The sequence below is a fragment of the Pseudomonas sp. NFXW11 genome, from assembly GCF_049887815.1.
Taxonomy (GTDB): domain Bacteria; phylum Pseudomonadota; class Gammaproteobacteria; order Pseudomonadales; family Pseudomonadaceae; genus Aquipseudomonas.
In genome coordinates this window covers 52,484-66,275 of the sequence record NZ_JAGEKI010000002.1, presented here as the reverse complement: position 1 = coordinate 66,275, position 13,792 = coordinate 52,484, and the positions used below count along the sequence as shown (strand labels likewise).

General features: G+C 62.6%; 13 protein-coding genes. 4 read left to right on the top strand and 9 right to left on the bottom strand.

Annotated elements, in window-relative coordinates:
• Positions 1–38: 38 nt before the first annotated feature.
• On the bottom strand, positions 39–1,712 hold the full coding sequence (locus J4P02_RS03495) for a putative bifunctional diguanylate cyclase/phosphodiesterase (protein ID WP_426187817.1): 1,674 nt from the start codon (positions 1,710–1,712) through the stop codon (positions 39–41).
• 266 nt (positions 1,713–1,978) lie between these two features.
• On the opposite strand from J4P02_RS03495, the gene rep reads away from it, so the two are divergent.
• Entirely contained in the window at positions 1,979–3,988 is a 2,010-nt protein-coding gene (gene rep, locus J4P02_RS03490; RefSeq protein WP_426187815.1) for a DNA helicase Rep, read from the top strand.
• 56 nt (positions 3,989–4,044) lie between these two features.
• Positions 4,045–4,617 (top strand): xanthine phosphoribosyltransferase, encoded by a 573-nt coding sequence (locus J4P02_RS03485; RefSeq protein ID WP_016968070.1) that lies wholly within the window; start codon positions 4,045–4,047, stop codon positions 4,615–4,617.
• Between the two features lie 90 nt (positions 4,618–4,707).
• Here J4P02_RS03485 and J4P02_RS03480 read toward each other — a convergent pair whose 3' ends face one another.
• The 6 genes from J4P02_RS03480 to dadA all read right to left on the bottom strand — a co-directional run bounded on the left by J4P02_RS03480 (position 4,708) and on the right by dadA (position 10,843).
• Positions 4,708–6,636, bottom strand: a complete 1,929-nt coding sequence (locus J4P02_RS03480; protein WP_426187813.1) for an acetyl-CoA hydrolase/transferase C-terminal domain-containing protein — start codon at positions 6,634–6,636, stop codon at positions 4,708–4,710.
• A 136-nt stretch (positions 6,637–6,772) separates the two neighbouring features.
• Complete coding sequence (locus J4P02_RS03475) at positions 6,773–7,189, bottom strand: c-type cytochrome (protein WP_011064205.1); 417 nt, start codon at positions 7,187–7,189, stop codon at positions 6,773–6,775.
• A gap of 181 nt (positions 7,190–7,370) precedes the next feature.
• Positions 7,371–7,919 (bottom strand): cupin domain-containing protein, encoded by a 549-nt coding sequence (locus J4P02_RS03470; RefSeq protein ID WP_426187811.1) that lies wholly within the window; start codon positions 7,917–7,919, stop codon positions 7,371–7,373.
• Between the two features lie 131 nt (positions 7,920–8,050).
• Positions 8,051–9,124, bottom strand: a complete 1,074-nt coding sequence (gene alr / locus J4P02_RS03465; protein WP_426187809.1) for an alanine racemase — start codon at positions 9,122–9,124, stop codon at positions 8,051–8,053.
• Between the two features lie 92 nt (positions 9,125–9,216).
• Positions 9,217–9,570 carry a RidA family protein gene (locus J4P02_RS03460; RefSeq protein ID WP_426187807.1) on the bottom strand — a complete coding sequence of 118 codons (354 nt, stop codon included), beginning with the start codon at positions 9,568–9,570 and terminating at the stop codon, positions 9,217–9,219.
• The gene (dadA, locus tag J4P02_RS03455) at positions 9,542–10,843 is read right to left on the bottom strand and encodes a D-amino acid dehydrogenase (protein WP_426187806.1); all 1,302 of its coding nucleotides are present in this window, start codon (positions 10,841–10,843) and stop codon (positions 9,542–9,544) included. The genes J4P02_RS03460 and dadA overlap by 29 nt, the downstream gene beginning before the upstream one ends.
• Positions 10,844–10,999: 156 nt before the next feature.
• Here dadA and J4P02_RS03450 point away from each other — a divergent pair, with 156 nt between their 5' ends.
• Entirely contained in the window at positions 11,000–11,488 is a 489-nt protein-coding gene (locus J4P02_RS03450) for an Lrp/AsnC ligand binding domain-containing protein (RefSeq protein ID WP_011064210.1), read from the top strand.
• 78 nt (positions 11,489–11,566) lie between these two features.
• Here J4P02_RS03450 and J4P02_RS03445 read toward each other — a convergent pair whose 3' ends face one another.
• Complete coding sequence (locus tag J4P02_RS03445; RefSeq protein ID WP_426187805.1) at positions 11,567–11,920, bottom strand: YkgJ family cysteine cluster protein; 354 nt, start codon at positions 11,918–11,920, stop codon at positions 11,567–11,569.
• Positions 11,921–12,067: 147 nt separating this feature from the next.
• Between J4P02_RS03445 and J4P02_RS03440 the strand changes: the two genes are divergently transcribed.
• On the top strand, positions 12,068–13,360 hold the full coding sequence (locus tag J4P02_RS03440) for an NAD(P)/FAD-dependent oxidoreductase (protein WP_426187804.1): 1,293 nt from the start codon (positions 12,068–12,070) through the stop codon (positions 13,358–13,360).
• 58 nt (positions 13,361–13,418) lie between these two features.
• On the opposite strand, the gene J4P02_RS03435 is transcribed toward J4P02_RS03440, so the two are convergent.
• Positions 13,419–13,664 (bottom strand): DUF1127 domain-containing protein, encoded by a 246-nt coding sequence (locus J4P02_RS03435; RefSeq protein ID WP_426187803.1) that lies wholly within the window; start codon positions 13,662–13,664, stop codon positions 13,419–13,421.
• Between the last annotated feature and the right edge of the window lie 128 nt (positions 13,665–13,792).

Here is a 13,792-nt window from a genome sequence, read left to right as displayed (position 1 = left end):
GAGCGCCGCCGTCCATGGCGCTTGCAGCGGTGCGCTGCCTACAGCGCCCCTTCCTGGCGCACCTGCTGGCTGCTGCCAAAGGTCAGGTAATCCATCAGTTCCGCCAGGGGCAGCGGCTTGCTGATCAAGTAACCCTGGACCTGGTCGCAGCCAAAGCCCCGCAGCAATGCCAACTGCTCTGCGGTTTCCACGCCTTCGGCCACCACATCCAAATTGAGGTTGTGCGCCAGGTTGATCATGGCGTGCACCAGCTTGCGGTTTTCCTCGCGCTGCTCCATGCCGCCGACAAAGCTCTTGTCGACCTTGAGCAAGGTGATCGGCAGGCTGTTGAGGTGGACGAAGGAGGAGAAGCCGGTGCCGAAGTCATCCAGGGAAAACCGTACCCCCAGGCGCCCCAGGGCATCCATGGTCTGCTTCACCAGGTCGCTGCGGCGCATCACTGCAGTTTCCGTCAGCTCGAATTCCAGCCACTGGGCCTCGACGCCGCGCTCGGCAATCAGCCGGCTCAGGGTCGAGAGCAGCTGGCTGTCCTGGAACTGGCGGAACGACAAGTTGACCGCCATGTGCAGCGCTGGCAGCCCGCGCTCACGCAGGGCCTGCATATCCCGCAGGGCCCGGGAAATCACCCAGTAGCCCAGGGGCACGATCAGCCCGCTCTGTTCGGCCAGGGGCACGAATTCGCTGGGCGGCAACAGCCCGCGCTCGCCGTGGCGCCAGCGCACCAGGGCCTCGAGGCCGACGATCTTGCCATCGTGTAGGTTCAGCCGGGGCTGGTAATGCAGCTCCAGTTCGTCGCGGCGCAGGGCCCGGCGCAGTTCGCTTTCCAGGTCGGCCAGGCTGCGGGCGTTGCGGTTGATCCGCTCGTTGAAGATATGAAAGGTACAGCCCTGGGTGCTCTTGGCCTGCTGCATGGCGATATGCGCATGCCACATCAGCGGGTCGGCGCCGGCATTGGCCCGGGCGTGGGCGATCCCCAGGCTGCAGCCGATCAGCAGGCTCTCGCCGTCGATCCAGTAGGGCTCGGCCATGACTTCGGTAATGCGCTCGGCCATCCACTCGGCACGCTGCGGGGCGCGGCGGGTATCGATCAGCAGGGCGAACTCGTCGCTGCCCAGGCGCGCCAGCTGATCGCCGGCCTCCAGCTGGCTCTTGAGCCGCGAGACCACCTGCAGGATCAGCCGGTCGCCGGCCTGGTGGCCGAGGGAGTCGTTGGCGTGACGGAAGTTGTCCAGGTCCAGGTGACCGAGGGCCAGGCCGCGCCCGTCGTTTTCCGCCAGGCGCGCGGCCAGCAGGGTCTGGAAGCCCTGGCGGTTGGCGATGCCGGTCAGGGGGTCCTGCTCGGCCAGGCGTTGCAGGGTGTTTTCCAGCACCCCGCGCTCACGCACATGGCGCAGGCAACGGCGCAGGGCATCGGTGTTCAGGCAGGAGGCTACCAACCAGTCACTGACCCCCACCGGCGCCACCGCCGGCTCCTGGTCCAGCAGCAGCACGGTGGGCAGGCTGCAACGCCCGGGGGCGGGTTGCAAAGGAGCAACGGTCAACAGCACCGCATTGCGGTCGTCTTCGAACAAACGGCTGACCGACTCCCAATTGGGCGCACTGATCAATACCACCGAGTCTCCCAATGGAGCGACACACTCGCGCAACAACGCTGTCCATACCGGCTCCTGGGCCAGTAGCAGCACACGCAAGGGTTCGACAGGCTTGGACAAGCTAGCTCCCTAGACTCTGCAAAAAAGTTGACGGCGGGCATTATGGCGCGCAAACAGACAATGACAATTGATATTGATTATCATGCGCAATTTCTTGTACCGCTCTAACTCGAACATTAGCCGCATATTCAGCGCGCATCCTGAGGGAAAGTATCAAAACCGGCAAATTTAGATAGCGTTGTACGTCACAAGTCGGAGAAAGCCGCAGAATCCCTCCAGCCTGTTAAAATGCCCGCCCTTTTCGCAACCTGTCCCTTTTTGACCTCATGTCCCGACTCAATCCCCGGCAGCAAGAAGCCGTGAACTATGTCGGCGGCCCGCTATTGGTGCTCGCCGGTGCAGGCTCCGGCAAGACCAGCGTAATCACCCGCAAGATCGCGCACCTGATCCAGAATTGCGGCATCCGCGCCCAATACATCGTCGCCATGACCTTCACCAACAAGGCCGCGCGGGAGATGAAGGAGCGGGTCGGTACCCTGCTGCGCAGTGGCGAGGGTCGCGGCCTGACCGTATCGACCTTCCACAACCTGGGCCTGAACATCATCCGCAAGGAGCATGAGCGGCTGGGCTACAAGCCGGGCTTCTCGATCTTCGACGAGACCGACGTCAAGTCGCTGATGACCGACATCATGCAAAAGGAATATTCCGGGGAAGACGGCGTCGACGAGATCAAGAACATGATCGGCGCCTGGAAGAACGACCTGATCCTGCCCGCCCAGGCCCTGGAAAACGCGCGCAACCCCAAGGAACAGACCGCGGCCATCGTCTACACCCACTACCAGCGCACGCTCAAGGCGTTCAACGCAGTGGACTTCGACGACCTGATCCTGCTGCCGGTGAAGCTGTTCGAAGAACACGCCGACATCCTGGAAAAGTGGCAGAACAAGGTGCGCTACCTGCTGGTGGACGAATACCAGGACACCAACGCCAGCCAGTACCTGCTGGTGAAGATGCTGATCGGCAAGCGCAACCAGTTCACCGTGGTGGGCGACGACGACCAGTCGATCTACGCCTGGCGCGGCGCGCGCCCGGAAAACCTGATGCTGCTCAAGGACGACTACCCGTCGTTGAAAGTGGTGATGCTGGAGCAGAACTACCGCTCCACCAGCCGTATCCTGCGCTGCGCCAACGTGCTGATCTCCAACAACCCCCACGAGTTCGAGAAACAGCTGTGGAGCGAGATGGGCCATGGCGACGAGATCCGCGTGATCCGCTGCAAGAACGAGGACGCCGAGGCCGAGCGAGTGGCCATGGAGATCCTCACCCTGCACCTGCGCACCAACCGGCCCTACAGCGATTTCGCCATTCTTTACCGGGGCAACTACCAGGCCAAGCTGATCGAACTCAAGCTGCAGCACCACCAGGTGCCGTATCGCCTGTCTGGTGGTAACAGCTTCTTCGGACGCCAGGAAGTCAAGGATCTGATGGCCTACTTCCGCCTGATCGTGAACCCCGACGATGACAACGCCTTCCTTCGAGTGATCAACGTACCGCGCCGGGAAATCGGCTCCACCACCCTGGAAAAGCTCGGCAACTACGCCACCGGGCGCAAGATCTCGATGTACGCCGCCACCGAGGAAATCGGCCTGGGCGAGCATCTGGACAGCCGCTTCACCGATCGCCTGGCGCGCTTCAAGCGCTTCATGGACCGAGTTCGCGAGCAATGCGCCGGGGAAGACCCGATTGCCGCCCTGCGCAGCATGGTCATGGACATCGACTACGAGAACTGGCTGCGCACCAACAGCTCCAGCGACAAGGCCGCAGACTACCGGATGGGCAACGTCTGGTTCCTGATCGAGGCCTTGAAGAACACCCTGGAAAAAGACGAAGACGGCGAAATGACCGTCGAGGACGCCATCGGCAAGCTGGTCCTGCGGGACATGCTGGAACGCCAGCAGGAAGAGGAAGACGGCGCCGAAGGCGTGCAGATGATGACCTTGCATGCCTCCAAGGGGCTGGAGTTTCCCTACGTGTTCATCATGGGCATGGAAGAGGAAATCCTCCCGCACCGCTCCAGTATCGAAGCCGATACCATCGAGGAAGAACGACGCCTGGCCTACGTGGGCATTACCCGCGCGCGCCAGACCCTGGCCTTCACCTTTGCCGCCAAACGCAAGCAGTACGGTGAGATCATCGACTGCGCGCCCAGCCGCTTCCTCGATGAGCTGCCCCCGGACGATCTGGCCTGGGAAGGCAACGACGACACCCCGACCGAAGTGAAGGCCGTTCGCGGCAATAGCGCTTTGGCGGATATACGCGCGATGTTAAAGCGTTAAAATCGACTATTTTTCAACAGACCCTTGGCCCCAAAGCGGCCATTAGAGGAAGCTCCGTGGAAGCACTGCACAAGAAAATTCGCGAAGAAGGCATCGTGCTTTCCGATCAAGTACTGAAAGTCGACGCCTTTCTGAACCATCAGATCGATCCGCAGTTGATGAAGTTGATCGGCGACGAATTCGCCACGCTGTTCAAGGACTCGGGCATCACCAAGATCGTCACCATCGAGGCTTCCGGTATCGCTCCGGCGATCATGACCGGCCTGAACCTGGGTGTCCCGGTGATTTTCGCGCGCAAGCACCAGTCCCTGACCCTGACCGAGAACCTGCTCTCGGCCACCGTGTACTCCTTCACCAAGCAGGTGGAAAGCACCGTGGCCATCTCGCCGCGGCACCTGACCAGCAGCGACCGCGTGCTGATCATCGATGACTTCCTGGCCAACGGTAAGGCATCCCAGGCGCTGATCTCGATCATCAAGCAGGCCGGCGCCACCGTGGCCGGCCTGGGCATCGTGATCGAGAAGTCCTTCCAGGGCGGCCGTGCCGAACTGGACGCCCAGGGCTACCGCGTGGAATCCCTGGCCCGGGTGAAATCCCTGGCGGGTGGCGTGGTCACCTTCATCGAATAACCCCGCGCGCCCTTCTAAGCGCCTGCTTATGTAGGCGCTGGCTTGTGTAGGAGCTGGCTTGCCAGCGAAGCTTCGCCAGCAAGCCGGCGCCTACGACAAGCTGGGCGCAGTGGCTTGCAACCCAGCCAGCAAAAGCCGCTGGTACAGGTCCTCGCGCAGGCCTTCGGGTTGCTCCAGCCCCATGCGCTGCAGGTGCGCAGGGAACGCCTCGGGCGACGGCGCATCGAGTGCCGCCTTGCCCAGTTCAAGGATTTCGCTGAGCTTGAACTTGCTCTTCAGCCAGTTCAGCGCCCGCAGCAGATCGCGCTCTTCAGCACTGAAATCACTGCCCAGCGGATACTCCGGAAACAGCTGGGGATGACGGGCGTGGACGGCCTCCAGATGCTGCGGGCTGTTGTTGGCAAAGCGCGGATCCAGGCGAAAATCCTTCGGCAGTTTTCCGGCCTTCTGCGCCTGCTCCAGCAACCCCGGCTGAAAGCGCGAGTCGCTGATATTCAGCAGCGCCTCGATCACCTTGGCATCGCTCTGGCCCCGCAGATCGGCAATCCCGTACTCGGTGACGACAATGTCCCGCAGGTGCCGCGGGATGGTGCAATGGCCATATTCCCAGACGATATTGGAACTCACCTCGCCGCCGGATTCGCGCCAGCTGCGCAGGATCAGCACCGAGCGCGCACCTTCCAGCGCATGACCCTGGGCGACAAAGTTGTACTGCCCGCCCACACCGCTCAGTACCCGGCCATCCTGCAGCTGATCGGATACCGCTGCGCCCATCAGGGTCATGGTGAAAGCGCTGTTGATAAACCGCGCATCGCGGCGTTGCAGGCGCTTGAGGGCTTCGTCGCCATACAGCTCGTTGATGTAGCTGATGGCGCTCATGTTGAACTGCGCCAGCTTGCTCCTGGGCAGCTCCCGCAGGCGCTGGTAGAAGCTCTGCGGACCGAGGAAGAAACCGCCGTGAATCGAGATACCGCCAGCAGCACTCGGGTCTAGGGTGCCGGCATTGGCTTGCTCTTGCAGCTCCAGGGTCGGGTAGACCTTGCGCCGCACGATGCCGGCATCGGCCAGGGCCAGCAGGCCGTTGACAAACATCTCGCTGCAGCCGTAAAGGCCCTGGGCAAAGGGCTCGAGCCCGCCTTCGCGATCGATCAACGACTGCCATTGGTTCACCTGCAGGTCCGCCAGCAAGGCGCGATAAGCCTGGTTATCCGCCTGCCGCGCCAGCAAGGCTGCAGTCAGCGCATCGCCCATGGAGCCGATGCCGATCTGCAGGGTGCCGCCGTCACGCACCAGGGTGCTGGCGTGCAGGCCGATGCAATGGTCCTGGATGCCGACCGGCATGTTCGGGGTGGAAAACAGGGTGCTGCGCTCGTCTTCGTCGATCAGCAGGTCGAACTGCCCGCGGTCGATCTCGGCATCCCCCGGCATATAGGGCAGGTCGCTGTGCACCTGGCCGAGCATCAGGATGGTCTCCCCCGCTGCTCGGCGCTTGGCGATCATTGGCAGCAGGTCGAGGGTGATGTCGGGGTTGCAGCTCAGGCTCAGGCGTTCGGGGTATTGCTCGTCCCGCGCCAGCAGTTGCGCCACCAGGTTGAGGCCGGCGGCGTTGATGTCCCGGGCGGCATGACTGTAGTTGCTGCTGACGTAGTCCTGCTGTGCCGAAGCACTGTGCAGCAGGCTGCCGGGCTGCATGAAGAACTGCTCGACACGGATATTCGCCGGCAGCTTGTCGCGGTGCAGATCGGCGAGGAAATCCAGCTCGGGATAGTCGGCGAATACCCGTTCGACGAAGGGTTCGAGAAAGCGCTTGTGCAAACCATCGCCCAAGGCCGGACGGCCCAGGCTCAGGGCGGTATAGATGGTCAGCTGGCGTTCGGGCAATTGGGCAATGCGCCGGTACAGGGCGTTGGCAAAGCGGTTGGGCTTGCCCAGCCCCAGGGGCATGCCCAGGTGAATGTGTTGTGGCAAACGGGCGAGCACTTCATCCACTGCATGCTCGATGGAACAGGATTGCGACATCTGACCCTCCGGGAACCGTCCATGAATTGAGGTTGGACCGAGCTTGCCGGGAGTTTGCTGCATTGAACAGTGCGGGGCCTTGATTACAGGCACAAAAAAACCGCTCGTAAGCGGCTTTTTCGCTGAAGATTGCCGCTTATTTCAAGCCGGACATCTTCTGGATCGCGCCTTTGAGCTCATCATCGGAGCAATCAGCGCAAGTGCCTTTAGGCGGCATGGCGTTGATACCGGTGATGGCCTTGGCCAGGATGCCGTCGAGGCCGCCCTGGTGATCGGCACGCTCTTTCCAGGCCGCGGTGTCACCGATTTTCGGTGCGCCCAACAGGCCAGTGCCATGGCAAGCGTTGCAGTGCTTGGCGATCACATCGTCCGGAGACTTCGCGCCACCGCCACCACCCGCAGAGGCGGCCACTTCCATACCCTTGCACTCTTGCCCCTGAACACAGACCTGGCCGACCGGCTCAAGGCGCTTGGCAATATCGTCATTAGTCGCAGCTTGAGCGCTGACTGCCCAAAGGGCCAATACGGTTGCTGGTGCGGCCAGCATTTTCATAATTAGGTTCACGCGTACACCCTCAATGGTGGCTAGTCACGCCTGCGGCCACGGTTTCGCAGGCGGGCGAAAGTATAACGGTTAGCCCGTCACACTGAAACAACCCCAAAGTCGAAGGGGTCTTATTCGCGGCGAAATGTCGCGGGGCTCTCTGTGCAAGCCTTGCAGGACGCCTCTTGGTCTAGAAGTTCGCCGGGGTGGCTGCGCTGATTAGTCGCGCCGGAACATCGAACGGATTACGGAAACGATGCGGCTTCGTACTCTCAAAGTAGTAGCTGTCGCCGGCTTCGAGAACAAAAGTCTCCAGCCCTACCACCAGTTCCAGGCGACCCTCGAGCAGAATTCCGGTTTCCTCGCCGTCGTGGGTGAGCATCTCTTCACCGGTGTCGGCGCCCGGCGGGTAGATCTCGTTGAGAAAGGCAATGGCTCGGCTCGGACGGGCCCGGCCCACCAGTTTCATGGTCACCGCACCATCGGAGATATCGATCAGTTCGTGAGCCTTGTACACGATCTGGGAAGGGGTTTCCTGAAGGACTTCCTCGGAAAAGAACTCCACCATGGACATGGGAATGCCGCCCAGCACCTTGCGCAACGAGCTGATCGAAGGGCTGACGCTGTTCTTTTCGATCATCGAAATGGTGCTGTTGGTGACGCCCGCGCGCTTGGCGAGCTCACGCTGGGAAAGACCTTTCAGTTTACGGATGGATTGCAGTCGTTCACCGACGTCCAATGCGGCAGCCTCCTAGGCGGGAATCAGGCGTTGTTTTAATGAGCGTTATCATGGCGACAGCGTTCAGTATTTACAACACTTGGCCCCGTTTCCTACAAGAGCAAGCGACTTTCGGTACAGCCCGCGTAATCTCAGCCCTGGCTGTACACCAGGGGCACCCGGCGCAGGTTGCAGAACAGCTGATAAGGGATGGTGTCGGCGGCCAGGGCCACCTCGCTGGCCAGGATGTTCTTGCCCCACAGCTCGACAGTGGAACCCAGGCCGGCCTCGGGGACGTCGGTCAGGTCGACGCACAGCATGTCCATCGACACCCGCCCCAGCAGACGGCTGCGTTGACCGGCCACCAGCACCGGGGTGCCGGTGGGTGCATGCCGCGGATAGCCGTCGGCGTAACCCATGGCCACCACGCCGATGCGCATCGGCTTGTCGGTGATGAACTTGGCGCCATAGCCCACCGGCTCGCCGGCCGGCAGTTCACGCACGCAGATCACCTTGGATTCCAGGGTCATCACCGGCTGCAAGCGATCGGCCACCGCGTTGTGCTCTTCGAACGGCGTCGAGCCGTAGAGCATAATCCCCGGGCGCACCCAGTCGCTGGGCACGCTCGGCCAACCCATCACCGCCGGGGAATTGCGCAGGCTGATCTCAGCCCCCAGACCCTGGCGAGCCGCTTCGAAAACCGCGACCTGTTCGCTGCTGCGTGGGCAGTCCAGCTCGTCGGCACGGGCAAAGTGGCTCATCAGCACGATCTTCTCGACCTTGCCGCTGGCCTGCAGGCGCTGATAGGCCGCCTGGTAATCCTTGGGGTGCAAGCCAACCCGGTGCATACCCGAATCCAGCTTGAGCCAGACCGTCAGCGGCTTGGCTACCGGCGTCTGTTCAATGGCTTCCAGCTGCCACAGCGAATGCACCACGCACCAGAAATCATGCTCGACGATCAGCGCCAGCTCGGACGCCTCGAAAAACCCCTCCAGCAGCAGTATCGGCGCACGGATACCCGCGGCACGCAGCTCCAGGGCTTCTTCGATGCAGGCCACGGCAAAACCGTCGGCCTCGCCTTCCAGGGCTTGGGCGCACCGCACCGCGCCATGGCCGTAGGCATCGGCTTTGATCACCGCCAGGGCGCGAACCCCCGAAACTTCACGGGCCAGTTGATAGTTGTGACGCAGGGCGGATAGGTCGATCAGGGCACGGGCAGGACGCATGGCGGCAGACTTCTAGGCGGTCATTGGGGGAATAAAAAACCGGCGCCGGAAGGTGGCGAGCCACCACCGGCACCGGGAGAGGGATCTTGCGTTTAAGGCAGAGCGGCCACGACCGACAGCTCAACCAGGATTTCCGGTTCGCAAAGCTTGGCTTCGACAGTGGCCCGGGCCGGTGCCACGCCTTTTGGCAGCCACTGGTCCCAGACACTGTTCATGCCGGCGAAATGGGCATCGATGTCCTTCAGGTAGATGGTCACCGACAGCAGGCGGTTCTTGTCGGTGCCGGCCAAGTCCAGCAGGCGCTCGATATTGGCCAGGGTTTCCCGGGTCTGCTGCTCGATGCCCGCTTGCATGTCGTCACCGACTTGCCCGGACAGGTACACCGTACCGCCGTGAACCACGATCTGACTCATGCGCTCATTGGTGAGCTGGCGCTGGATTGACATGCTTAGCGGCCTCCTGAGGGTTGCCATAACGGGAAATATCCAGACCTTCGGCGCTGATCTGCGGCTTTTTCTTGGCCATCAGATCTGCCAGCAGGCGACCGGAACCGCAAGCCATGGTCCAGCCGAGGGTGCCGTGGCCGGTGTTCAGGAACAGGTTGCGGAACGGCGTGGCACCGACGATCGGCGTGCCATCCGGGGTGGTGGGACGCAGCCCGGTCCAGAAACTGGCCTGGGACAGGTCGCCGCCCTGAGGATAGAGATCGTTGACGATCATCTCCAGCGTTTCGCGCCGACGCGGGTTCAGCGACAGGTCGAAACCGGCGATCTCGGCCATGCCACCCACACGGATGCGGTTGTCGAAACGGGTGATGGCAACCTTGTAGGTCTCGTCGAGGATGGTCGAGGTCGGGGCCATTTCCGGGTTGGTGATCGGCACGGTCAGCGAGTAGCCCTTGAGCGGGTACACCGGTGCCTTGATACCCAGCGGCTTGAGCAGTTGCGGCGAGTAGCTGCCCAGGGCCAGCACGTAGCGGTCGGCGGTTTCCAGCTTGCCGTCGATCCACACGCCATTGATCCGGTCGCCGGCAAAATCCAGGCGCTGGATGTCCTGTTCGAAACGGAACTCCACCCCCAGCTTGACCGCCATTTCGGCAAGACGAGTGGTGAATATCTGGCAGTCGCCGGTCTGGTCGTTGGGCAGGCGCAGGGCGCCAGCGAGGATGTCAGTGACATTGGCCAGGGCCGGCTCGACCCGGGCGATGCCGGCGCGGTCGAGCACTTCGAACGGCACGCCGGACTCCTTGAGCACGGCGATGTCCTTGGCCGCGCCATCCAGTTGCGCCTGGGTGCGGAACAGCTGGGTGGTGCCCAGGCTGCGGCCTTCGTAGGCGATGCCGGTTTCCGCCCGCAGTTCGTCGAGGCAGTCGCGGCTGTACTCGGACAGACGCACCATGCGCTCCTTGTTCACCGCATAGCGGCTGGCGGTGCAGTTGCGCAGCATCTGCGCCATCCACAGGTACTGGTCGATATCGGCGGTGGCCTTGATCGCCAGCGGCGCGTGGCGTTGCAGCAGCCACTTGATGGCCTTGAGCGGCACGCCCGGGGCAGCCCAGGGCGAGGCATAGCCAGGCGATACCTGGCCGGCGTTGGCGAAACTGGTTTCCATGGCAGCAGCCGGCTGGCGGTCCACCACTGTCACTTCAAACCCGGCTCGAGCCAGGTAATAGGCACTGGTGGTTCCGATAACGCCACTGCCCAAGACCAGAACGCGCATTTTCATATCCTCATCGCGGCTTGACCGCTGACGTTTGTTATTCAGAGCAAAGATGCGCGCAGTGTAAGAAACATTGAGCAGTGATTTTCACTGTATAACCACCTATATTTGGCGAGAATTCTCGGCAATATCGCTTTTCACGGAGGGGCATCCCCTATGCGCACCAATCATCAGACCCGTCGCGCCCTAGACAAGATAGATCGCAATATCCTGCGCATATTGCAGGCCGATGGGCGCATTTCCTTCACCGAGCTGGGGGAAAGGGTCGGCCTCTCCACCACCCCCTGCACCGAGCGGGTACGGCGCCTGGAGCGCGAGGGGATCATCATGGGCTACAACGCCCGGCTCAATCCGCAGCACCTGAAGGGCAGCCTGCTGGTATTCGTCGAGATCAGCCTGGACTACAAGTCCGGCGATACCTTCGAGGAGTTCCGCCGCGCGGTGCTCAAGCTGCCCCATGTACTGGAATGCCACCTGGTGTCCGGCGACTTCGACTACCTGGTCAAGGCGCGGATCTCGGAGATGGCCTCCTACCGCAAGCTGCTGGGGGACATCCTGCTCAAGCTGCCCCATGTGCGCGAGTCCAAGAGCTACATCGTCATGGAAGAGGTGAAGGAGAGCCTGAGCCTGCCGATTCCAGATTGAGAGAGGGTGGCGGCCTCTGAGGCGCTTTCGCTGGCAAGCCAGCTCCTACGAGCCGGCGGTGTTGGGTGGATGCGGGGCCTAGACCAGCACCTGGCGGGTGCTGGCCATGTAGGCATGGATCTGCTTTTCGACCCGAGGGTGGATCATTTCCACCGGGCGCCGGCCATTGGGGCACGGCAGGCTCGGCGTGGTACCGAACAGGCGACAGATCAGCGGACGCTCGTCATACACCGTGCAGCCGTTGGGGCCCAGGTGCACACAGTTGAGCTCATCCATGGCGGCGTCCTGCTCAGCCGCGGTCTTGCGCGGCAGGCGCGACATTTCCTCCGGCGAGGTGGTCACCGGGCCGCAGCAGTCGTGGCAGCCAGGCACGCACTCGAAAGAGGGAATCTGCTGACGCAAGTTGCGGACTATCTGGCGGTTACAGCTCATGAAAAGAACACCGAAGCATGAATAGCCGTGGATTCTGCCTTAAATGCCCCCAGACAGACAGGATCGGCCGCCCTGCGGTTGCCGTGCCGGAAAGCCCCGGCTTATGCTCCGCGCATTTTCACCGCCACTATCGCCAGGATGCATTCCATGCCCGCCAGCCTTCAGCACGCCGCCTCCTACTACGCCGCCAGCAGCCTGCCGCAACCTGACTACCCGACCCTGGAAGGCGAGCTGACGGCGGATGTGTGCGTGGTCGGTGGTGGCTTTTCCGGGCTCAACACCGCGCTGGAGCTGGCCGAGCGCGGTTTCAGCGTGATCCTTCTGGAGGCCCGCAAGGTCGGCTGGGGCGCTAGCGGGCGCAATGGCGGACAACTGATTCGCGGCGTCGGCCATGGCCTGGAACAGTTCACCAAGGTGATCGGCAGTGACGGCGTGCGCCAGATGAAGCTGATGGGCCTGGAGGCGGTGGAGATCGTCCGCCAGCGCATCGAGCGCTGGCAGATCCCCTGTGACCTGACCTGGGGCTACTGCGACCTGGCCAACAAGCCGGCGGACCTGGAAGGCTTCGCCGCAGACGCCGAAGAGCTGCGCAGCCTGGGCTACCGCCATCCGACCCGGCTGCTGCAGGCCGACGAAATGCACAGCGTGGTGGGTTCCAAGCGCTACGTCGGCGGCCTGATCGACATGGGCTCGGGCCACTTGCATCCGCTCAACCTGGCCCTGGGCGAAGCCATGGCAGCGCAACAGATGGGTGTGCAATTGTTCGAACACTCGATGGTGACCCGCATCGACTATGGCCCCGAGGTACAGGTCCACTGCGCCCGCGGCAGGGTTCGCGCCAAGACCCTGGTGCTGGGCTGCAACGCCTATCTCAATGACCTCAACCCCGAATTGGGGGGCAAGGTGCTGCCCGCCGGCAGCTATATCATCGCCACCGAGCCCTTGAGCCAGGACCTGGCCGCGCAACTGCTGCCACAGAACATGGCGGTCTGCGACCAGCGCGTGGCCCTGGACTACTACCGCCTTTCGGCCGACCGACGCCTGCTGTTCGGCGGCGCCTGCCACTACTCCGGCCGCGACCCCAAGGACATCGGCGCCTACATGCGACCGAAGATGTTGGAAGTGTTCCCGCAACTGGCGGGGGTGAAGATCGACTATCAATGGGGCGGCATGATCGGTATCGGCGCCAACCGCCTGCCACAGATCGGCCGACTCAAGGACCAGCCCAACGTCTACTACGCCCAGGCCTACTCGGGCCACGGGGTGAATGCCACGCACCTGGCGGGCAAGCTGTTGGGCGAAGCCATCAGCGGCCAGCAGGGCGGCGGCTTCGACCTGTTCGCCAAGGTGCCGCACATCACCTTCCCCGGCGGCCAGCACCTGCGCTCGCCGCTGCTGGCCCTGGGCATGCTCTGGCACCGGTTGAAGGAACTGCTCTGAGCTCTGGCCGCCACTGCCGCGCCCGCAAGGCCACGGCAACGGCGACCAGAGTCAGCCTCTACAGCCGCCAGAACGGCTTGAGGCCTTCGGCCAGTGCCTCCTCGTGGCTCAGGCCGACATCCCGCAACTGCTCGCCGGTCAAGCTCAGCAATGCCTTGCGGGTGCTCAGTCGATGCCAGTACAGGCCCCAGCGACTCAAGCCGGGCGGCGTGCAACGCGGCAAGTTCGCCGCCACCGCCCGCTCCTGCCCTGCCTCCAGCTCCTGACCGCGTAACGACAGACGCACATCGCTCAAGCCGTTCATCTCCACTGCTCCTGTTTGCCTTGGGTTGCCCTGTGCAAACATGATGCGTGGCGAGCGAAAAGCATTACAGACTCAATACAGCGGTATTAAATCCATACAGATTTGCCAAAAATGCCGCTGAATCCTGT